Annotated in this window: 15 protein-coding genes; 12 read left to right on the top strand and 3 right to left on the bottom strand. The window is 60.2% G+C overall.

The genetic code is table 11. The features are described from left to right. Window positions 1–4: 4 nt before the first annotated feature. A complete protein-coding gene (locus K0U62_10645) occupies window positions 5–1,177 on the top strand; it encodes an acetate kinase (protein MCH9801968.1) in 1,173 nt (390 codons plus the stop codon). Window positions 1,178–1,598: 421 nt separating this feature from the next. After that, window positions 1,599–3,050 carry a tRNA (N6-isopentenyl adenosine(37)-C2)-methylthiotransferase MiaB gene (gene miaB, locus K0U62_10640; protein ID MCH9801967.1) on the top strand — a complete coding sequence of 484 codons (1,452 nt, stop codon included), beginning with the start codon at window positions 1,599–1,601 and terminating at the stop codon, window positions 3,048–3,050. 109 nt (window positions 3,051–3,159) lie between these two features. Here miaB and K0U62_10635 read toward each other — a convergent pair whose 3' ends face one another. Beyond that, window positions 3,160–3,501, bottom strand: coding sequence for a hypothetical protein (locus tag K0U62_10635; protein MCH9801966.1), 342 nt, complete (start codon window positions 3,499–3,501; stop codon window positions 3,160–3,162). 59 nt (window positions 3,502–3,560) lie between these two features. Here K0U62_10635 and miaA point away from each other — a divergent pair, with 59 nt between their 5' ends. Next, window positions 3,561–4,508 (top strand): tRNA (adenosine(37)-N6)-dimethylallyltransferase MiaA, encoded by a 948-nt coding sequence (gene miaA / locus K0U62_10630; protein MCH9801965.1) that lies wholly within the window; start codon window positions 3,561–3,563, stop codon window positions 4,506–4,508. Window positions 4,509–4,544: 36 nt separating this feature from the next. On the opposite strand, the gene K0U62_10625 is transcribed toward miaA, so the two are convergent. Continuing rightward, window positions 4,545–5,306 (bottom strand): PIG-L family deacetylase, encoded by a 762-nt coding sequence (locus K0U62_10625; GenBank protein ID MCH9801964.1) that lies wholly within the window; start codon window positions 5,304–5,306, stop codon window positions 4,545–4,547. A gap of 96 nt (window positions 5,307–5,402) precedes the next feature. On the opposite strand from K0U62_10625, the gene K0U62_10620 reads away from it, so the two are divergent. The 4 genes from K0U62_10620 to K0U62_10605 all read left to right on the top strand — a co-directional run bounded on the left by K0U62_10620 (window position 5,403) and on the right by K0U62_10605 (window position 11,100). Continuing rightward, a complete protein-coding gene (locus K0U62_10620) occupies window positions 5,403–6,536 on the top strand; it encodes a glycosyltransferase family 4 protein (GenBank protein MCH9801963.1) in 1,134 nt (377 codons plus the stop codon). Window positions 6,537–6,538: 2 nt separating this feature from the next. Next, window positions 6,539–7,405, top strand: coding sequence for a diaminopimelate epimerase (gene dapF, locus K0U62_10615; GenBank protein ID MCH9801962.1), 867 nt, complete (start codon window positions 6,539–6,541; stop codon window positions 7,403–7,405). Next, the gene (gene hflX, locus K0U62_10610) at window positions 7,387–8,766 is read left to right on the top strand and encodes a GTPase HflX (protein ID MCH9801961.1); all 1,380 of its coding nucleotides are present in this window, start codon (window positions 7,387–7,389) and stop codon (window positions 8,764–8,766) included. The genes dapF and hflX overlap by 19 nt, the downstream gene beginning before the upstream one ends. A 423-nt stretch (window positions 8,767–9,189) precedes the next feature. Then, on the top strand, window positions 9,190–11,100 hold the full coding sequence (locus K0U62_10605) for an ATP-dependent DNA helicase (protein MCH9801960.1): 1,911 nt from the start codon (window positions 9,190–9,192) through the stop codon (window positions 11,098–11,100). Window positions 11,101–11,121: 21 nt separating this feature from the next. Here K0U62_10605 and lexA read toward each other — a convergent pair whose 3' ends face one another. After that, on the bottom strand, window positions 11,122–11,844 hold the full coding sequence (gene lexA, locus K0U62_10600; GenBank protein MCH9801959.1) for a transcriptional repressor LexA: 723 nt from the start codon (window positions 11,842–11,844) through the stop codon (window positions 11,122–11,124). Window positions 11,845–12,073: 229 nt separating this feature from the next. Here lexA and K0U62_10595 point away from each other — a divergent pair, with 229 nt between their 5' ends. From K0U62_10595 to K0U62_10575, 5 genes are all read left to right on the top strand, one after another. Next, a complete protein-coding gene (locus K0U62_10595; GenBank protein MCH9801958.1) occupies window positions 12,074–12,484 on the top strand; it encodes a LysM peptidoglycan-binding domain-containing protein in 411 nt (136 codons plus the stop codon). Between the two features lie 196 nt (window positions 12,485–12,680). Then, a complete protein-coding gene (gene nrdR, locus K0U62_10590; GenBank protein ID MCH9801957.1) occupies window positions 12,681–13,139 on the top strand; it encodes a transcriptional regulator NrdR in 459 nt (152 codons plus the stop codon). A gap of 103 nt (window positions 13,140–13,242) precedes the next feature. Beyond that, window positions 13,243–16,077 (top strand): vitamin B12-dependent ribonucleotide reductase, encoded by a 2,835-nt coding sequence (locus K0U62_10585; protein MCH9801956.1) that lies wholly within the window; start codon window positions 13,243–13,245, stop codon window positions 16,075–16,077. A 306-nt stretch (window positions 16,078–16,383) separates the two neighbouring features. Beyond that, window positions 16,384–19,908, top strand: coding sequence for a choice-of-anchor D domain-containing protein (locus K0U62_10580; GenBank protein MCH9801955.1), 3,525 nt, complete (start codon window positions 16,384–16,386; stop codon window positions 19,906–19,908). Window positions 19,909–20,590: 682 nt separating this feature from the next. After that, window positions 20,591–20,890, top strand: a complete 300-nt coding sequence (locus K0U62_10575; GenBank protein MCH9801954.1) for a fibronectin type III domain-containing protein — start codon at window positions 20,591–20,593, stop codon at window positions 20,888–20,890. The last annotated feature ends 292 nt before the right edge of the window (window positions 20,891–21,182 follow it).

The following is a 21,182-nucleotide window of genomic DNA, read 5'->3' as shown; positions in this document are numbered from 1 at the left end:
CGTCATGGGCTTTATCCTCGTCGTCAACGCTGGTTCGTCGTCGCTGAAGTTCGCGCTACTCGACCCGAGCACTGGTGAACGTGCAGCTGAGGGGATCGTGGAGCGGATCGGGGAAGCATCTGGCGCGGCGAGCTATCAGGGCAAGGGCGACAAGCAGGAGTTGGAGCAACCGATTCCCGACCACGCGGCTGCGTTTGTCTTAGCTGGTGAGTTGATGGCGGCGGACGGCCAGCCGGAGCCGGTGGGCGTGGGGCACCGGGTGGTTCATGGCGGTGATCGGCTCACCCGACCAGTGGTCATCGACGAAGCAGTCATCGCTCAGATTGAAGCCTGCGTGCCGTTGGCGCCGCTGCATAATCCCGGTGCGTTGAGTGGCATTCGGGCGGCGCAGGAGCACTATCCGGCGGTGAATCACGTTGCGGTGTTTGATACCGCCTTCCACGCGACGATGCCCGCCGCCGCGCGGGAGTACGCTATTGATCGGCAGGTGGCGCGCGAACACTCGATTCGCCGATACGGGTTTCACGGGACTTCGCATCGCTACGTGTCCCGACAGGCGGCCAAGTACCTCGACCGGGCTGCGGAGGACACCAACGTCATCGTGCTCCATCTCGGTAATGGCGCAAGTGCGTGTGCGGTGCGAGGTGGCAAAAGCGTGGAAACCTCGATGGGAGTCACACCGCTAGAGGGACTAGTCATGGGTACCCGAAGCGGCGACATTGATGCCTCAGTTCCGGTCATGCTCGCGAGGGCCGGTTGGGATTCTGACGCAGTGGACGACTTGCTGAATCGGCGTGGCGGCCTCAAAGGGTTGTGCGGGGACAACGACATGCGAGAAATCTCGACCAGGGTCGCCGCTGGCGACGAGGATGCCGAACTTGCCCGGCAAGTGATGATTCACCGGCTGCGCAAGTATCTGGGTGCCTACAGTTTCGTGTTGGGCCGGGTGGACGCCGTGGTGTTCACTGCGGGAATCGGCGAGCACAACTCCTGGACCCGCCGCGAGGTGTGCCGAGACCTAGCCGGGTTCGGCATCGAGATTGACGAAGTGGCCAACGAGAACCTCGGCGACGACATCACTCGGATTTCGACACTTAACTCACCCACTGTCGTGCTGGTAATTCCTACTGATGAAGAACTGGCCATCGGGCGCGACGCCGCGGAGTTCGTCCACTAACGACATACCGCAGCAAGGGCCGCTGGCTAGCTCACGGGACGGATAGGGTGCCAGACCGTCGACTAGTTGGATGGCGCGCTTTCCGCCCGAATCATTCGGTAGTAGTCGATTTTTCGCTGTGATCATGAGGGATTAGGGCGGTGAGTGGATTTTCCTGCGGAAATCGTGGATGGCTGGGTTTAGTTCTGGGGTATCCGGGGCAGAACTAGGGTGGATCGAGTCTCCAACACCGAGATGACATCTTTGTCCGGTTGTCACGGCCCAACGATCCACTCGCTGTAATTCACGAATTCACGGGGGTATATTGCAGTGATTCGCGGGCGCGGCGGTATCCGCGCCCGCATTCCCTCCGCACCTCTCTTGGCCAGATGATGTCCGTGCGGCTTACTCTGATAGTCGACGAACTCGGGGACAGGAACTGATGACCACCACGGCCGTAGAGCAGACGCAACGCACGTACTCGGTGCGCACGTTGGGCTGCCAGATGAATGTGCATGACTCGGAGCGCATGGCTGGGCTGTTGGAAGAGGCCGGTTACTCGCCAGCTGCAGCAGAGTCGTCAGCGGACTTGATCGTCATCAATACCTGTGCGGTGCGAGAGAACGCCGACAACCGGCTATATGGGAACTTGGGCCATCTGGCGGCTAGGAAAAGAGAACAGCCGGATTTCCGGATCGCGGTGGCCGGATGCCTCGCGCAAAAGGATCGTGACACCATTTTGGAACGAGCGCCGTGGGTGGACGTAGTTCTGGGCACTCACAATATTGATGTGCTCCCTGTCCTGCTGGACCGGGCCGAACGCTCAGGTGAATCACAAGCCGAGTTCAGTGAGACCCTGCAAGCGTTTCCCTCTGACCTGCCGGTGCGCCGACAGTCTGCTCACGCCGCGTGGGTGTCGATCAGCGTCGGCTGCAACAACACCTGCACGTTCTGTATCGTGCCATCGCTGCGAGGTCGAGAACGAGATCGGCGCCCGGGTGAAATCTTGGCCGAGGTTTCTGCGCTGGCGGAGCAGGGCGTGCGAGAGGTGACGTTGCTCGGCCAAAATGTCAATGCCTATGGTGTCGAATTCGGTGAACGTGAGGCGTTCGCCGACTTATTGCGGGCGGTCGGCGCCGTTCCTGGTATTCGTCGCGTTCGCTTCACCAGCCCCCACCCGCGAGATTTCACCACGGCAGTAATTGCAGCTATGGCAGAAACACCCAGCGTCATGCCGCATCTGCACATGCCGCTCCAAAGTGGATCTGACGATGTACTGCGTCGGATGCGCCGTTCCTATCGTGCTGATAAGTACTTGGGCATCATCGCGGATGTTCGGGCTGCAATTCCCGACGCTGCGATCACCACCGACATCATCGTGGGTTTCCCGGGGGAGACGGAAGCGGACTTCGACGGCACCCTCGACGTGGTCCGGCAGTCGCAGTTTGCCGATGCGTTCACCTTCCAGTATTCACCGCGGCCCGGGACTCCGGCGGCGGATTTCGACGACCAGATCCCTGCCGAAGTGGTTACGGAGCGTTTTCAAAGACTGACCGCCTTGGTGACCGAGATCGCCTGGGACCAGAATCGGCAGCTCGAGGGTCGGGAGCTGGAAGTGATGGTGTCGGACAGCGACGGTCGTAAGGACCGCGACACTGAGCGAATCACCGGTCGCGCCCGGGACAACCGGCTTGTTCACGTGCTGCCGCCAGCAGAGTCAGTTCGACCAGGTGACCTGTTGGCAGCAACGATTACTCGCGGTGCCCCTCACCATTTGATTGCTGATGTGCCCGCTCGAGTGGTGGAGCGAGTTCCGGCCCAGGACGGTTGCGCGCCCGCCCCGAATGCCGCTCGGCAAGTGGGGTTGGGTATGCCCGAGGTCCCGCACCCCTGAGATCGCAATAGCCCCACGTGCGGACATTTAGGACATTCAGAAACAACGAATGCCGCCAAGTCGCCCCAGCGGCATTCGTTGGTCCTAGCGGTCGTCGACCGCGTTGGCTCTAGGCTTCGTCTTCTGCTTCTTCGCCACCGGAAACCTTGGATGCGGCATCTTGTGCTGCTCCCACTACGGTGTCCTTGGCGCCAGTGATGGCCTCGCCAGCCTTGCCGGCAGCTTCGGTGGCCTTCTCGGCGAGCTCGGTGGCCTTGCCGCCAGTCTTCTCATCCACGAAAGCGGTGGCCTGGGAAACTGCCTGCGTAGCCTGCTCTTGCAAACCGGCGGCGGCCTCAGTTGCCTTGCCAGCTGCCTCCTGAGCCTGCTCCTGCAGACCGGCAGCGGCCTCAGACGCCTTTCCGGCGATTTCGGCAGCCTTTTCCTTGATGTTGTCGGTTTGTTCGCTCATGGCACGGTCCTCCTGTGCGTTGCGATTACGTTGATACCTTACGGGATTATGGAGTCGTGATGCTCGGGAACGACACGAAAAATGATCATGATGCGCGGGAGCGACTCATCGTAGTGACTGGTCCGACGGCAGCTGGCAAAACAGAGTTGTCATTGAAATTGGCTCGGGCCGTCGACGCCGAAATCCTCAATGGTGACGCGATGCAGTCCTATCAAGGGCTCCAGATCGGCACGGCAAAGCCAACCGAAGCGGAGCGAGGAGGGGTGCCGCATCACCTGTTTGACCTATGGCGGGTGGATGAAACTGCTTCATTGGCTCACTACCAGCGAACCGCACGGGCGGTGGCGCAGCAGGTGTGGGCACGTGAGCGGCAAGTGATCGTGGTCGGAGGGTCGCCGCTATATCTGCGGGCGTTGTGCGATGAATTGGATATCCCGCCCCGCGACCCAGCACTGCGCGCCGAACTCGCAGAGCGAGCAGAGCGAGAAGGTGGCGCAGCACTTCACCGTGAGCTTGTGCAGCTGGATCCGCAAGCGGCGGCTGAGATTGATCCGCGAAATGTGCGCCGAGTGGTGCGGGCCTTGGAAGTAGTGCGATTGACCGGCTCGTTCACGGCCCGGATCCCAGACCCGACATCGTGGCGCCCCACAGTATGGCTAGGAGTGGATCTGCCTCGCGACGTACTCGATGAACGCATCAGGCAGCGTGCTGAGCGGATGTGGCAGGCAGGTCTGTTGAGCGAGACGGCTGACCTGTCGGCTAGTGGTCTGCGTGATGGCGCGACAGCGAAGAAAGCGGTGGGCTACCAGCAGGCGCTCGCGGTCCTAGCCGGTGATGCTTCTGAGGAAGAGTGGTTGGTCGATACGGTGCGCGCGACAAGCCGGCTGGCCCGCCGCCAGCAACGCACCTTGCGGCGTGACCGCAGGATTCACTGGTTGGATGGGGCTCTTCCGCCCGACCAGTTACTTGCTGCAGCCTTGCCGCTGGTGACGTCGCAGCGTGACTGACCGGGTTACCTGCCGGCCAGTGCTGGCCGGCGTTGATCATTGCAGTCGTCGGTAGAACTCAGTCCCCAATAGCAGACTGAACAGCGGTCGCGGCAATGCCAAAAGTGCTGACAGGGTCCGAACGTCGCCACCGGAAGCTTGGCTGGCGTGGGCCCGCAGCGCAGCCCGTTTGAAGTCCACGAAGTCGCGCACGTTGACTCGGTGGGTGATCTCACTTCGTGGCGTGAAGGCATTCATGAACTGTTCGGGATCGAAGTCCTCGGGCAAAGACAGATATCGATCAGCCAGTTGGGCGCCGATCGCAAACGGTTCCCGCGGAGCGGTAACGGCAAACACCTTGCTGGGGCCGGCGAGGTTCGCCGCGGCAACACCGACCTGGTGAATCCTGACGTGGTCGGGATGACCGTAACCACCCGCCTGATCGTAGGTAACGAGTACGTCGGCAGCCTCTTCAGCCAACACCTCCGCTACCCGAGTGGCGATCGCCATGACTGGCGCTTGGCATAGCGTCTTGGTGCCGTCGTCAGTCACTCGATCGCCGTGTAGACCGGAGTCTGCGTAGTGCAGTAGCTCCAGTCGTTGCACTCCCAACATTCGGGCGGAACGAACCAGTTCCTCCTCCCGGATGTCTGCCAGGCCCCGATCTTGCAGTTCATGCGCTGCCAGTCCGGCCTCGCCGCTGGTGGCGGTGATCAGCACGACTCGCTGACCCTCACTGGACGCGCGGGCCATCGTGCCAGCGGTCAGCAGTGCTTCATCGTCGGGGTGGGCGTGCAGGAACACCAAGGTCTGCGGCATACCGGTATCTTGCCTGGATTACGAGCGCTTCGCTGTTCCGTTAGCGTGGGGTGCGGGAAAGTTTGTCCATCACGGTGATGCGGAAGGTAGGTAGCCATGCGGATTACCCACATCAGCGACTGTTACCTCCCGCGACTCGGTGGCATTGAAGTGCAAGTAACCGAGTTGACCAGGCGACAAGCGGAGCAGGGTAACGATATTCATGTCCTTACCGCTACTCCCGGAGAGGACGTACGCAAAGGCACCGAGATCATCGACGGGGTCACGGTGCATCGTGTGACCGCCCGGATGCCGTTCGAACTCCCCGTCCACCCACGCACGCGAAAAGCGCTAGCGCCGTTGCTGGCCAGCCAATCACCTGATGTTGTGCATGTGCACCTGGGTGCGGTGTCGCCGTTTGCGTGGGGTGGTATTCGAGCTGCGCTGAAAGTGGGGCTTCCGGTACTCGCCACGGTTCACAGCATCTGGGGCAAGATGTCGCGAGCTGGCTATCGAGCCTTGGATGGATTGCGGGACTACTGCGATCGCGGGGTGCAGCCAGCAGCAGTCAGTCGGGTAGCGGCTGATTTGATCGCTGCGGCATTGCACTACTCCGGGGAGGTGTTCATCACCCCCAACGGTGTCGATCTTGCTGACTGGAGTCCACAGGGGAAGCTCCCCGGCGAGGCAGGCTCCCCGACGACCTTCGTGACCGCGATGCGGCTGGCGCCTCGCAAGCGCTCACAGCCACTGCTGGAGATGTTTGCGGCAGCGCAACAAATTGCGGGTCCGCAGCATCCCATGCGCTTGTTGGTAGCGGGTGACGGCCCACATCGAGCTCGACTAGAAAAGTATGTTCGTAGTCACGGGCTGACCGATAGCGTGACCTTTCTCGGTCGCCTTTCTCGGCCTGACCTGCATCAGTTGTATTTGCGCAGTGACGTCTTTGTGCAGCCCTCGATCAAGGAGAGTTTCGGTCTCGCCGCGTTGGAGGCCCGCACCAGCGGATTGCCGATCGTGGCTCGTTCGCAGACCGGGTTGTCGGAGTTCGTGCGAGACGGTTTGGAAGGCTTACTGGCAGTTGACGATCACGGAATGGCTGCCGCCATGGCGCTGCTAGCATCCGACGGCGTGCTGCGTGATGAGATTACCCGCCACAACGTGACCACACCGCCCGCGCAAATCTGGCCGGAGGTGCTTGCCGGGCTGCGCCGGGATTACCAACGACTGATGCGACCCGCTGAGCGGTGAGCATGCCCGTTGGGGCCTACTCTGGGGGAGTGGGTACGACAGTGGAGTTCCGTAAAGGACACGGCACCGGGAATGACTTTGTCTTGCTGCCAGATCCAACCGGAACCCTGGAACTGTCAGCCTCCCGGATCACGGCAGTGTGTGATCGACACTTCGGGCTCGGTGCTGATGGTGTGTTACGGGTAGTGCCGGCTGAGTTGGCTGATGTCGAATCGGACCTAGTCGTTGGCGCGGATTGGTTCATGGACTACCGCAACGCCGACGGCTCCGTCGCTGAGATGTGCGGCAACGGCGCTCGGGTATTTGCTCGCTACCTCGTCAGCGCCGGACTGGTGCCCGCTGGTGATTTCATCATCGGAACTCGCGGTGGCCCTCGGCAAGTATCAGCGGGGCTGACCGGCCAAGTGTCGGTGGGCATGGGTCCGGTTGCGGTGCACCCACTCGAATCAGCCACCGTTTCTCTCGCCGGTCAAGAATGGGCCGCCACCCCCGCTTTCGCTCCCAACCCGCACGCGGTCGCGATGGTGACTGCGCTGTCGGAGGTGGGAGAGATTGAGTCGGCCACGGCAGCGCCGGTGAATGCCTTTCCTGACGGGGTGAACATCGAGTTAGTCGAAGTGATTGATGCCGATCGGGTGGCGATGCGTGTCAACGAACGTGGCTCCGGGGAAACCCTTTCCTGTGGCACCGGGGCCTGTGCCGTGGCCGCAGTTCATCGTGCCACTGCTGGGGGATCGACACCGGTGACCGTGGCAGTCCCGGGGGGCGAAGTGGTCGTAGAATTCCGCGACGGCGAAGCCATTCTGTCGGGCCCCGCCGAACTCATCGCCAGTGGTGAGATCGATCCGCAATGGTGGGCATCACATTGAGTCAGCCCACCCCAGACACCGAACTCCACGTTGAGGAGCGGGCGGCGCTGCGCCGCGTGGAGGGGCTGTCCACTGAGCTGTCGGATATTTCGGAAGTCGAATATCGGCAGCTGCGGTTGGAGCGGGTGGTGCTGGTCGGGGTCTGGACCGAAGGAACTGCGGCCCAGGCGAAACTATCCATGGCCGAACTGGCTCGACTTGCCGAAACGGCCGGTTCGCAGGTGCTGGACGCGATCGTGCAGCGGCGCAACAAGCCGGACCCGTCGACCTTCGTCGGCAGCGGCAAAGTACTGGAACTGCGCGAGATCGTGGTGGCGGAGGAAGCTGACACCGTGATCTGCGACGGTGAACTATCGCCTGGACAGTTGCAGGCGCTGGAGAAGGCGCTGAAAGTCAAAGTGGTGGATCGCACCTGGCTGATTCTGGACATCTTCGCGCAGCACGCTCGCAGTCGTGAGGGCAAGGCACAGGTCGAGTTAGCCCAATACCAGTACATGTTGCCGCGATTACGGGGTTGGGGTGAGGCACTGAGTCGGCAGTCTGGGGGGATCGGTGCCTTCCGAGGACCCGGTGAGACCAAGCTGGAGATCGATCGCCGACGGATCCGCACCCAGATCGCCCGGCTGCGACGGCAACTTGCCGGCATGGTTCAGGCCCGACAAGTTCAGCGATCTGATCGTCGGCGACATCAAACTCCGGCTGTCGCGATCGTTGGTTACACCAATGCCGGCAAGTCCTCGCTGTTGAATCGACTTACCGATGCTGGCGTACTGGTGCAAGACGAGTTGTTCGCCACCTTGGATCCCACGGTCCGGCGCACCCGTACCGAGTCGGGCCGCGAATACACCCTCGCCGACACTGTCGGCTTTGTGCGGCATTTGCCACATCAGTTGGTTGAGGCGTTCCAGTCCACCCTGGACGAGGTGAACGACGCCGATCTGCTGCTGAATGTCATCGATGGTGGCGATCCAGAACCGCTGGGCCAACTTGCCGCGGTCAGGGAGGTATTGGCTGATATCGGTGCCGGTGAGGTTCTGGAACTCGTTGTGGTTAACAAGATCGAGTTGATCCCCTCGGACTTGCTCGCGGAAATCCGACACCGAGAGCCTAAGGCGGTGGGAGTGTCCGCGCATACCGGGCAAGGGATTGACGAGTTGAAGGCCCTAGTCGCTGAGCGTCTGCCGTTGCCAGAGGTCCGGGTGGACGTCGTGGTCCCATTCGACCGAGGCGATCTCACCTCAGCGCTACACGAACATGGCCAGATCTTGGCCAACGACTACACCGCAGACGGCGCTCGGATGAGTGCCCTTGTCCCCGGTTGGCTGGCCGCCCGTCTCGAGCCTTACCAGAGCAAAGGCTGACTCAACCCGGTTTCAGCACAGTGCCTGCGGCAGCGTGCCGGTCCCGCCAGTTCGGCCAAAATCACTTGTCAGGACAGGCCTACGCAACGTCGAAAATCGGTTCGCCGCAGTTGGCTAGTTTGTGTCAACATTTGAGGTTTACGGTGATCCAGGTGGGGCACACCCATGGCTAGGTGCACAACGCACCAGAGGTGAGACGTCAAGCACCAACGTCGTTGAGCCTCATGGTCGCCCCGGCCCATCCCCCGTGGTCGGGGCGACCCCTCCCAACTTGGCCGCCCGCAGCGGTTGAGTGTGGATTGCTCGTCGGTGGGTGGTGGTTTTCCACCGATCTGCCCCTACCGATGGCGTATTGACCTGGCCGCGTACGGTGATCCCGTGGATCAAACCCCGCTGGCGTTGCTGCGCAACATTGTCGAGCTGATGTCCGGGGTGCATCGGGTCGAGCAAGAAGAGATGGTCGAGGCTGTCGCGGCCGTGATGTGCACTCCGGAGCCACCGGATCAATCCGTGTTACTGGTGCAGGCGGGTACCGGCACCGGCAAATCACTGGGCTATCTCGCGCCAGCCATCACCGCCGCTGCTGAGTTTGACCGGCGCACCGTCATTGCTACCGCCACGTTGGCGTTGCAGCGGCAACTAGTGGAGCGTGACTTGCCCGCCGCCCTCGCGGGTTTGCCGGATGATGCCTCGGTCTCCGCGGAAGTGCTCAAGGGTCGCGGTAACTATTTATGTCGTGCCCGGCTCGATGGTCAAGGAACCGCCGATGATCAGGTCGAGTTGGAGTTGCCCGGTGGTGGCGGCCGACTGGAGCAGCAGGCAGCAGATTTGCGTGACTGGGCGCGTGATACCGAAACGGGTGATCGCGACGACTACGACAGTCCGCTCGACGCGCGCGTGTGGCGGGCGCTATCGGTGACTGGTCGAGAGTGTGTGGGGGCGAGTAAGTGCCCGTTCGCGGAGGAGTGCTTCAGCGAGATCGCACGTAGACGGGCCCGCGACGCTGACATTGTGGTGACCAACCACGCCATGCTTGCCCTGGACGCGCTGGATGGTGCTGATGTGCTGCCGGAGTATGAGGTTCTGGTCGTTGATGAGGGTCATGAACTAGTTGCCCGGGTGACGAACGCCGGAACTGTGCAGTTGGGGGCGGGCGTGGTGGAGCGGGCAGCGCGCGCAGCCCGCTCGTTGCTGACAGACGACTCTTCGGAGCGGCTTGCGGAAGCCGAGGATGCCCTCATCGCCGCGCTCGCGGAACTGCCACAGCAGCAGGAACGCCTCCCGGAACTTTCTGGACAAGTCGTGGACGCGCTAGGCCTGGTCAGGGATTCGTGCGCGATTGCAGTCAGTGATCTCACGCAACTGACGGGGGAGGAAGACGCTGCTCGCCATCGAGCGCAGGCTGGTTTGCAAGAGGTGCATGATGTTGCGGGGAAGCTGCTGTCCGGGGGCACCAGCGCAGGCGGAAGCGTGGTCTGGTTCGGCGGGGACTCAGACCAGCAGTTGTACTCCGCTCCGCTTCAGGTCGGTGATGTCATTGGTGGATACCTCGCAGATCGCCTGGCGACCGTGGTGACGAGTGCGACGCTCACGCTCGGGGGTGGCTTCGACACTGTCGCGGAGGATTTAGGGCTGCTCGACGATTGGGCAAGCCAGGATGTCGGGACGCCGTTTGACTACGCGTCGCAAGGGATTCTCTATGTGGCCGCGGATTTGCCACGCCCAGGTCGTGATGGTCCCGACCCCATGCTGCTGGAGCGGCTGCACCACCTCGTTTCAGCTGCCGGTGGACGCAGTTTGGTGCTGTTGTCGAGCTGGCGAGCGGTCGAGCGGGTTGAGCAGTTCCTGCAGGATAATCCCATCACCGATGTTGAGGTCTTGGTGCAACAACGCGGCGATTCCGTGGCTAGCTTGGTACGCCGCTTCAGTGATGATGAGACCAGTGTCTTGATCGGCACGATGTCATTGTTTCAAGGTGTTGATGTGCCCGGCGCAGCGAATCTGTGCGTGATCATCGACAAAATCCCATTTCCCCGCCCGGACGACCCAGTGCTGGCTGCTCGATCTGAGCAGGTGGACCGCAGCGGCGGCAACGGCTTTCGTGCGGTCTCGATCCCACGGGCGGCCCTATTACTGGCGCAAGGTTGTGGGCGGCTGATCCGCACCGATTCTGACCGTGGGGTAGTAGCGGTGCTTGACCCGCGGCTGCGAACTGCTGGCTACGGCAACTTCCTGCGGGAATCGTTGCCGCCGTTTTGGTCCACGACTGACACCGACAAGGTAGTAGGTGCGTTGGAGCGGCTCGTGGCTGAACCGGTACCCGACTCGGCCTAACCAGGTCGAGAGTTTCGCTGGTTAAAGCCGCCGGAATACCGACACGACTTTGCCCATGATGCGGGCGCTATCCCCCGGGATCGGAGCATAGGAATCGTTTGCGGGTAGCAGCCACACATGGCCATCTCGTCGCGACAACGTCTTCACAGTGGCTTCATCGTCGAGCAGAGCGGCAACAATTTCTCCGTTTTCAGCAGTCGGCTGGGAGCGGACTGCCACAAAGTCACCGTCACAGATGGCGGCATCAATCATCGAGTCCCCGCGCACCCGCAAGAGGAAAAGTTCGCCCTCGCCAACGAGTTCTCGGGGGAGCGGGAAGGTCTCTTCCACGGCCTGCTCGGCCAAGATTGGCCCACCCGCAGCGATTTGGCCTAGCAGCGGCACTGCCACGATTGAATCCGGCAGCGCATCACCTCTTTCTAGCTCCGGTTCAGCGGCGGATGTCGCTTTCGTATTGGGCAGTGGTTCAGCTCCGTCAGTCACCAGCAGGGCGCGCGGCGTATTCGGATCGCGGCGCAGATAGCCCTTCTCCTCAAGGACTCGCAGTTGATGAGCCACGCTGGAAGTGCTGGTGAGCCCCACCGCCTCGCCGATCTCCCGGACGCTAGGCGGAAAACCCTTTTCCTCCACCCGCTCGCGAATGAACGTCAAGATGGTGCGTTGACGCGCGGTGAGAAGCGGGACCGGCTGCTCGGTCGAACCATCGCCGGAATCGGTGTGGTCGTTTCGTGTCTTCGCGCTCATCGCATGCCTTCCTGCAGAACCGCACAGTGACAGGTTCTAGTGGCTCCACAGTGGCAGGTCACAGGCGGCTTTTCAAACAAATGTTCGAAAAACCCTTTACGTGTGTCGGAGCCCCCTGATAGGACTGGAGTCGAACGGGTGTTCGAACTATTGATGTTCGTTCGAAAGAGTTTCGAACGATGTAATCGAACGGATCGATTTCATCGCCACTCGAGCTGGAGGTCCACTCATGAGCGCAACTACTCCATCTGCATTTACTGTCCCTGCTTCACCGGCTACGGCCCGCCCGGCCATTTCACGTTCCTGGACCTTGGTGGGGCATTGGTTCGTTGCGCTCACGGTAGTGGCGGGTGTGATCACCGGACTGATCGCTGCGGTGGCGCTGGCGGTACCTGTTCTGGCGCAGGCAGCCGACCAAGCAGCAGCCAGTGAAGCAGTGCGTTCGGGAGACGGTGCCGTCGTACTACCTCAGCCCGCGCTGCGCGAATATCGGGTTCTTCCCGGGGACACCATCTGGTCACTAGCAGTTGCCAGTAGTTCTGCCGATCCGCGCGAGACAGTTGACCGGATCATGGAGCTCAACGGATTGGCCTCACCATCGCTACAGGTGGGCGAAGCGATCGTTTTGCCCAACGGCTGAGCGGGTTCGCGGCTGCGGAGAGCAACCACTTTGCGACACGCGGCAACTGCCTCTTGCGCATCTGCCCAGAAGGGCCTAGGTTCCCTACATCTAGTAGTTACACCAGTGTGGTTCATCCACAGATTGTGGTCGAAAGTCCACAGCTTGTCCCCAGGGAAGCCACAGGTTTGTACACAGCGAAGGAGATTTCGGCCCGATGAACTGCCCTTTCTGCCGGGAATCCGACTCCCGGGTCATAGATTCCCGGGCGACCGATGACGGCGCCTGCATTCGGCGTCGGCGGCAATGCTCTGTGTGTGCCCGGCGCTTCACCACCCTGGAGACGCCCAGCCTGCACGTACTGAAGCGCAGCGGTGTGCAAGAGGCTTTCAGCCGCAACAAAGTTATCTCCGGAGTTCGCAAAGCCTGCCAAGGGCGCCCGGTGAGCGAAGACGAGTTGGCGCTGCTTGCGCAACGGGTCGAAGACACCATCAGACAGGCAGGCCAGGCGGAGGTCCCCAGTGGGGAAGTAGGTCTGGCGATCTTGGCACCGCTTCGTGATCTCGATGAGGTGGCCTACCTGCGATTCGCTTCTGTCTACCGCGGCTTCAGCTCCTTGACCGACTTCGAAAAAGAAATTACTTATCTGCGGGAGGAACATGCTCCGGATTTGTGACACCGCTTACCCGCGATATCGGGTAACGACCAAAAGCCAACCATCCCCACAACCCACTGAGAAAAACCCAGTCTTCCCCCCGACTGAATCAAGGAGATAGTCAATGACCCAAACACCACATGAGGAAACGGTGCGAATCGACGAGGCTTCGAACGCCTCGGGCCGGGGCCTCAGCATCGAACGCGTATTCAGTACCGAAGGTGCGCACCCCTACGACGAAGTCGAGTGGGAGCGCCGTGATGTTGTCCAGTCCAACTGGAAGACCGGAGAAACCGTTTTCGAGCAGCGCGGTGTGGAGTTTCCGGTGGACTGGAGCCTCAACGCCTCCACCATCGTCACCAGCAAGTACTTCCGCGGTGCCGTTGGCTCTGACCAGCGGGAGTGGTCGTTGCGGCAGCTTATTGACCGCGTCGTCGACAAGTACGTGACAGCCGGTCGGGAGCACAACTACTTCGCTACTGAATTGGATGCGGACGTCTTCGGTCAGGAACTCACCTGGCTGCTGCTGCACCAGTACTTCTCCTTCAACTCCCCGGTGTGGTTCAACGTCGGCACGGTAAGCCCGCAGCAGGTCAGCGCGTGCTTCATCTTGTCAGTGGATGACACGATGGACTCGATCCTGAACTGGTACCGCGAAGAAGGCATGATCTTCAAGGGCGGTTCCGGCTCCGGACTGAATATCTCCCGGATTCGGTCGTCCAAGGAACTGCTGCGTTCCTCCGGTGGCACTGCCTCCGGTCCGGTGTCCTTCATGCGTGGTGCAGATGCCAGCGCCGGGACCATCAAGTCCGGTGGTGCGACTCGCCGGGCCGCGAAGATGGTCGTACTGGACGTCGATCACCCCGACATCGAAGAGTTCATCGACACCAAGGTGCGCGAAGAAGAAAAGATTCGGGTGCTGCGTGACGCCGGGTTCGACATGGACCTTGGTGGCAAAGACATCACCTCGGTGCAGTACCAGAACGCCAACAATTCGGTGCGAGTCTCTGACGAGTTCATGCGAGCCGTCGACAGCGACAGCGACTTCGGGTTGAAAGCCCGTACTGATGGTTCCGTTGTAGAGACAGTTCAAGCCAAAAAGTTGTTCCGGCAGTTGGCTGAGGCTGCTTGGGCCTGCGCTGACCCGGGTATCCAGTACGACGACACCATCAACGACTGGCACACCAACCCCGAGAGTGGTCGCATCAACGCGTCCAACCCATGCTCGGAGTACATGAGCCTAGACAACTCGTCATGCAACCTCGCGTCGATGAACTTGATGAAGTTCCTCGCCGACGACGACACCTTCGAAGTACAGCGGTTCGTTAAAGCAGTGGAGATCGTCATCACCGCGATGGACATCTCTATCTGCTTTGCGGACTTCCCAACCGAAGCGATTGGTCAAACCACTCGCGACTTCCGTCAGCTCGGCATCGGGTTCGCCAACCTCGGTGCGCTGTTGATGGCATCCGGTTTGGCGTACGACTCCGAAGGTGGTCGAGCGCTGGCCGCCTCCATCACCTCGTTGATGACTGGTGTGTCCTACCGTCGCAGTGCCGAGCTAGCGGGCATCGTTGGCCCCTACCAGGGCTTTGCTCGCAACGCCGAGTCTCACGCTCGAGTGATGCGTAAGCACGCCGCTGCGACTGACTCGGTGCGCACCGTGTCAGGACTGGACGGTGACGTGTTGCGGCAGGCCGTCGCTGAATGGCGTACCGGCCTGGACATTGGTTCCGAAAATGGCTGGCGCAACGCTCAGGCCAGCGTGTTGGCCCCCACCGGCACTATCGGCTTCATGATGGACTGCGATACAACCGGCATCGAACCTGACTTCTCGTTGGTCAAGTTCAAGAAGTTGGTCGGTGGCGGTTCCATGCAGATCGTTAACAACACCATTCCACGCGCGCTGCGCAAGCTCGGCTACACCGAGGAGACCATTGAGGCGATCGTGGAGCACATTGCCGAACACGGCAACGTCATCGACGCCCCGGGGCTGCGTGACGAGCACTACGCGATCTTCGACTGCGCGGTCGGCGATCGCGCCATCTCGCCCATGGGGCACGTGCGCATGATGTCGGCAGCACAACCGTTCCTCTCCGGAGCGATTAGCAAGACCGTGAACATGCCCAGCAGTTCCACGGTAGAAGATGTTGCTGAGATCTACCAGGAAGGGTGGCGTCAGGGGCTGAAGGCGCTGGCAATCTACCGGGATGCGTCCAAGGTGGGTCAGCCGTTGTCGAACTCTAAGGCCAGCGAGGAGTCTGCGGAAGAGACGTTGGTTGCCGCAGGTCCGGTACGTCGTCGGTTGCCAAAGCGGCGGCCGTCGCAGACCATCTCGTTCAGCGTGGGCGGTGCCGAGGGTTATCTCACTGCCGGGTCCTACCCCGACGACGGTCTGGGTGAAGTGTTCCTGAAGCTCGGTAAGCAGGGTTCCACCCTGGCGGGAGTCATGGACGCGTTCTCTATCGCGGTGTCGATTGCATTGCAGTACGGCGTCCCGTTGGAAGCCTTCGTATCCAAGTTCGTCAACATGCGGTTCGATCCAGCAGGTATGACCGATGATCCTGATATCCGGATGGCTCAGTCGATGATGGACTACATCTTCCGTCGGTTGGCGTTGGACTACCTGCCGTATGAGGACCGTGCCGCGCTGGGCATCTTCACCGCCGAGGAGCGAGCGGAAACTGTGTCCAGCAGTGCTCCGGCTATTGAGGACAAGCCGTCCGGTGACGTGGACGTGACTGCTTTACAGCAGTCCGCACCCGTAGAAGACGAGGTCGAAGAGGCAATGACTGTGGATGTGTCTGCTGCCGCCCCACATTCCACTGCTGAACTGTTAGAGGTCATCACTGGAAAGTCTGCGGATGCCCCGTTGTGCCTGACCTGTGGCATCAAAATGCGACCAGCTGGTTCCTGCTACGTCTGCGAAGGATGTGGAGCCACGAGCGGTTGTTCCTGATGTAAACGGACATTTAATTTCCAGCCGTAGCGGACATTAATTTCCGATGCGGGGGCTGGGATGTTGTCCCGTTGATGTGAACGTCAGCGTGCGGCGTCGAGTTGCGACTCGGCGCCGCATGTGGCGTTCGTGGGGGTGTGATGTGGGATTTGGGTGGTTGCGGTGGTGATCGGTCTGCCCGAGTTGTCCGTCTCCTGCACGTTGAGGCGGTGCTGAGTGTGGCGTTTTCGTCTCGTCGACGGCTTTGTCTGGATACGCTTCATGGTATCCGGGTGACGTGACACACCGGCCGTGAGGAGCACCGTCATGGTGACACCTGTTGGTTCGAAAACATTTGGTCGAGGGCTGCACCGCGGAGGTGTGCTGCTGGCGGTGGCCGTGGCGCTGGTGGCAGGGATGCTTGGGTGGGTGAAGACACCTGCATCCGCGGCTTCGGACGTTATTTCACTAGCAGAAGATCCTTGGACTTCAGCTGATGGCTACCAGTTGAACCGTAAGGCGAGTCTCGGCACTAACGAACTAGTATTAACGCCCGAACAACGGCAAGTAGTGGGATCGGTTTTCTCCACTCAAAAATTGCCACTTGAGGGCGGCGCTTCATTCAGTGCTGCGTTTCAGTTCACTTTCGGCCCACATGGTAACGGGCCTAAATCTGACGGTATCGTTTTCGTCCTCCAGGCCCAATCGAACACGGCGGGAGGAACCGCGGCGGGGATCGGCTACAGCGGGGTCAAAAAGTCGGTGGGTATTGAGTTCGACACCTACAGCAACGGGAATAGCTATAACGACTCAAACAATAACCATGTCGGTCTAGATGTCGACGGCAACATCACAAGTATCGCAACAGCAAACGCATCGGATGTCGGAGTAAATCTAGGGAACCAACAACCCAAGTTTGCGTGGGTGGACTATAACGGCGCTACGCAAAGGCTGGAGGTTAGGTTAAGCGATTCCTCTACCCGACCAGCTGCACCGTTGCTCGCCAAGGACAACTTCGACGTCCAGAGTTACCTCGGTGAGAACTATGCGTATGCCGGGTTCACTGCTGCAACAGGTCACTCGAAACACGCGGTCCAGAAGTTCTTGTTGTCCAACAACTACGTGGAGGGTGGGTTGGATTTGTCGGGGGGAACGGAGTATGTGGAGGCTTCGAAACCTACGGTGACACCCATGAGTGTGACGGCGAATCCGACAGTGACCACGTCGGGGCAGGTAAGCGGTTCCAGCGTGAACCCTTCGAGTGTTTCTTTCCTGAAGACGAGCGATCCTCACAGTGGCGCGTTGACGTTCAACTCCAACGGAGCGTTCACATATCAGCCGAATGACGGGTTTGTCGGCTCGGATAGTTTCACTTTCCAGGCCACGAATGGGTTTCAGTTGTCTGACCCTGCCACGGTCACGATCACTGTTCCTGCCTTGTTGACTGCTGACCCTGCCAGTTTGAATTTTGGTGACGTTCAAGTCGGTCAGGAAGCACAGCTTCCTGCAGTGTTGCGCTCTGCCATGGCACAAGGGGACGTTGCGTACACGATTGGAAAAGGCGGTCGCGGTGAGGGTCATAGGTTCACACCATCCTCACCGTGCAGCAACGACACCTCCAATGATGGCGGCACACTGAGTTTCGGTTCGAGGACTTCTTGCTCGGGAACGTGGTCCTTTGAACCTCTGGGGCCAGGAGCGCGGGCTGCCCAAATACGTTTCTCTCAATCGGGCTACGCCACGGAGTTGGCGGTAGCCGCGAACGGTATCCAGGGCTCGTTGACCAGTTCCTCGGATGTCACTCTAGGTGAGGTTCCGGTGGGAACGAGTAAGTCGGTGCCGGTGACGGTAACGAACTCTTCCGGGCAGTACTCAGCACCGGTCACGATTGCGGAAGTGGATGTCACGGGAAATGACCCAGGCTTTAGCGTCGATACAGCAGCATCGACATGTGCAAAGGACGTGACTCTCGCCAAAGGGGGGTCGTGTGAGGTCTCTGTGCGGTTCGCTCCTGATTTCGAGACGTCGTTCGTGGGGGACAAGCACGCAACATTGACAGTCGCTAGTAACGCGACAAATCCAGGGTGGACCGCAAACGTCAGCGCGACGGGTACTCAGGCTGAGGTTTCAGTTCCTGATTCGGTGAAGTTTGAGAACACGTTGTCAGGCAGCAAGCCGGTGACGGTGACAAATACCGGTGACGCGCCATTACAGATCAACACCGACAAGGTGGCGGTGACCGGCGACGACAGGGCTTTCTTCTCGGTGGATCCTTTGGGCTGTTCGGGTGCGGTGGTTCTGGGGGGGGACACCTGCACGATGACGGTGGATTTCGTGGCTGAGGATGAGGGGTCGTATGCGGCGGCGTTGGTGATTCCGTCGAACGCACAAGTACCCACAGGTGACAGCACACCTGACCCGGTGAAGGTGGGGTTGTCGGCGACCACACCTGCTGCGGTACTAGGCGCGAAGAAGACACTGGTGCCAGTAACGGGTGTGGATACTGTCACCAAGCACACGGTGGTTGTCGAAAACACCGATGATTCAGCAACCAAGATCATGCGTGTTGGGATTACGGGGAAAGATTTCTCCCTTGTGACCTCGGGTCAGAACCAGAACAAAAAGTTGGAGAAGTGTGAGGGTAGGCGGTTGCCTGCTGGGCAACGTTGTGCAGTGGAGGTGAAGTTCGAACCTACGAGCCAAGGCCGTCCGTTAGCGCTGCTGGAGGTGACCCGGAAAGGTCAGCTAGAGCCGGACATGTTTGCGCTGTCGGCTAGCGCTGCTTATCCGGTGATGAGTGCGCCGGTGGAGGAGTTCGGTCCGGTGCCGGTGGGGAACACCGCCACGCAGCAGGTGACGGTCACCAACACCGGTGTGGTGCCGTTGGAACTGGAAGAGGTGTCGGGCTATACCGGTGAGTTCGGTAGGAACCGGGACAAATGCAAGAATGACACGCTCGCGCCACGGGAGTCGTGTGTGGTGAAGGTCTCGTTTACCCCGGATCAGGTAGGGCCACGGTCGACCACGATCGAGGCGGAGATGAACACTGCTGCCGAGAAGGAAAGTATCGCGTTGACCGGTTATGGCACACAACCGGTGGTGACTGCTGATCCAGTGGATTTCGGGGAGCGGGAAGTGGGCACCGCAACCACGAAGACAGCAGTTATTGCCAACACCGGTGATGCCAAGTTACTGGTGGAAAAAGCTACGGTTGTGGATGAAAAAGGCGCGAACCAGGACGAGTTCGATGTCGCGAATGCCAGTGACTGCACGGATCGGGCGGTGAAACCAGGGGCCACGTGCGAGATTGATGTCCGGTTCTTCCCGCGCGACAACAATCAGTCCGCTGCCCGATTGAAACTGAAGTCGAACGCTGCCGCGTCACCGAACTCAGTGGCTTTGACGGGTACGGGATACACCGTAGTCACGCTGGAGGAGGTACTGGTATCGGGCAAATCGAGCAAGGTGCAAGCCGCTGAGGTGCTCGTCCCGCCGGGACCGGTGAAGAACCTGAAAGCACCAGCGAAAAAGCGCAAAGCAAACAAATTCACCGCGACGTGGAAGAAACCGAAGCAGATCGGCAGCGCGCAATCGGATTCGTACCTGACGCGGATTACGAAGAAAGGCACGCCGAAAAAAGCGTCGCGGGCCAAGACCTGGACGACGTGGAAATCCCAAGACTGGGTACCGGCACCGAACGGGAAACTGTCTAAGAAGTTCAAGAAACTCACACCGAACTCCACCTACAAGGTGCAAGTGCGTGCCCACAACATCGCCGGCAATGGCCCGAAGAGAACCCTAATCGTCACCAGCAACCGTAACGGGATACCGACGAAGTACGGCACCGGGTAAACCACTGCGGGACCTGATCTGGCTGACATGAGCAGCAACGGGATAACGCCAGCGGATAAATGTTGCAGGTCGTGCCGAACGGTGGACGCCATGCAGTGAGCGGCGTGACTGACGGGCTGAGAATTCGCGGTCTAGTCACTGGAACCCGAGTAAAGGCCGACGAAATGTCCCCAGTCGACTCCCTGCGTGAAGCGTGGGAATAAGGCGACGATAAAAATGTGCAAGTACTCTCCGGTAAAGCACGGCAACGGCTAAGAGTTGAGGGAACGTCTTTCAGGATTGTTGTCGGCCGTAGTCTCGGAATCAACCCATCTCAACTGCAACAAGAACCACGCCATCCGCGTACGTCCGCGAGACCTCAGCGGCTAGCTTCACACCAGGAAAACTGTTAACAGGGTCGGTTGAATTCAGCAGTAGTCCCCTCCTTCACTCAACGGGGGCGTTACATGCTGGATGGATATCGGCTATCCGATGACAATTGTGGACGGAACGAAAACCGTTAGACGCCACCAAATTCTCTATAACGGTAGGTAGCCCCTGGAAAGCCAGGGCAGCCGATAACTACGGCATACCTACGAACGGCGGCACTCGATGACTTCATCACACACGGTCACTCACCCAGGGGGGGGACCAGGGGGGGGACTTCACCACCGTTTCTGGGAGGGGGGGAGAAGGGCGGCAGATAAAGCAGATTGCGGCGAAGAAGGCTACGGCCAAGTGGAAGCGCCCCAAGGGTGACGTCCCTGTGACCGGCTACGAGACGCGAATTAAGAAGAAAAACGGCAACTGGAAGACGTGGTCGAGTAAGGACCCGGAGCCAAATCTGAACGGTTGGATTGACCGGACCTTTAAGAAGCTGTCGGCTAATACGAAGTACAAGGTGCAGGTGCGCGCCTGGTCCCAGGACGTGAAAGGCCCCAAGGACCGCCTGAAGTTCACCACCGACCGTAAGGGCATCCCCACCAAACCGGGTAACGGCTAAACCCTATGGGCCCGCGACGAACGACCCCCGATGATTTGTTGCGGGAGTGCAGCCACAGGATTTGCTGCTGATCCATCGGGCGATGCCGCTGCTGGCTAGTGACGGTTGATTGGGGTGCTCGTCAAAGTTCGCATCGCACTGGGTGACTGAATGCGCCTATCGCGACCCTGACCGTTGCGGAGCATGTGCCCCGACTGACGACTGAATGTCCGGGCATACCTGCCTCGGATTGAACGGCCGGTGTCGCTTTCCGGTATAGGTGCCCATCACCGTAGGGGTATTCAATCGTGCG

The organism is Actinomycetes bacterium, from assembly GCA_022599915.1.
Classification (GTDB): Bacteria; Actinomycetota; Actinomycetes; order S36-B12.
This window is presented reverse-complemented; position numbering and strand designations above follow the sequence as displayed.

Coding starts and splice junctions, on each gene's coding strand:
- K0U62_10645 (MCH9801968.1), top strand. CDS start 5: ATGGGCTTTATCCTCGTCGTCAACGCTGGTTCGTCGTCGCTGAAGTTC.
- miaB (MCH9801967.1), top strand. CDS start 1,599: ATGACCACCACGGCCGTAGAGCAGACGCAACGCACGTACTCGGTGCGC.
- K0U62_10635 (MCH9801966.1), bottom strand. CDS start 3,501: ATGAGCGAACAAACCGACAACATCAAGGAAAAGGCTGCCGAAATCGCC.
- miaA (MCH9801965.1), top strand. CDS start 3,561: ATGCTCGGGAACGACACGAAAAATGATCATGATGCGCGGGAGCGACTC.
- K0U62_10625 (MCH9801964.1), bottom strand. CDS start 5,306: ATGCCGCAGACCTTGGTGTTCCTGCACGCCCACCCCGACGATGAAGCA.
- K0U62_10620 (MCH9801963.1), top strand. CDS start 5,403: ATGCGGATTACCCACATCAGCGACTGTTACCTCCCGCGACTCGGTGGC.
- dapF (MCH9801962.1), top strand. CDS start 6,539: ATGCCCGTTGGGGCCTACTCTGGGGGAGTGGGTACGACAGTGGAGTTC.
- hflX (MCH9801961.1), top strand. CDS start 7,387: ATGGTGGGCATCACATTGAGTCAGCCCACCCCAGACACCGAACTCCAC.
- K0U62_10605 (MCH9801960.1), top strand. CDS start 9,190: ATGTCCGGGGTGCATCGGGTCGAGCAAGAAGAGATGGTCGAGGCTGTC.
- lexA (MCH9801959.1), bottom strand. CDS start 11,844: ATGAGCGCGAAGACACGAAACGACCACACCGATTCCGGCGATGGTTCG.
- K0U62_10595 (MCH9801958.1), top strand. CDS start 12,074: ATGAGCGCAACTACTCCATCTGCATTTACTGTCCCTGCTTCACCGGCT.
- nrdR (MCH9801957.1), top strand. CDS start 12,681: ATGAACTGCCCTTTCTGCCGGGAATCCGACTCCCGGGTCATAGATTCC.
- K0U62_10585 (MCH9801956.1), top strand. CDS start 13,243: ATGACCCAAACACCACATGAGGAAACGGTGCGAATCGACGAGGCTTCG.
- K0U62_10580 (MCH9801955.1), top strand. CDS start 16,384: ATGGTGACACCTGTTGGTTCGAAAACATTTGGTCGAGGGCTGCACCGC.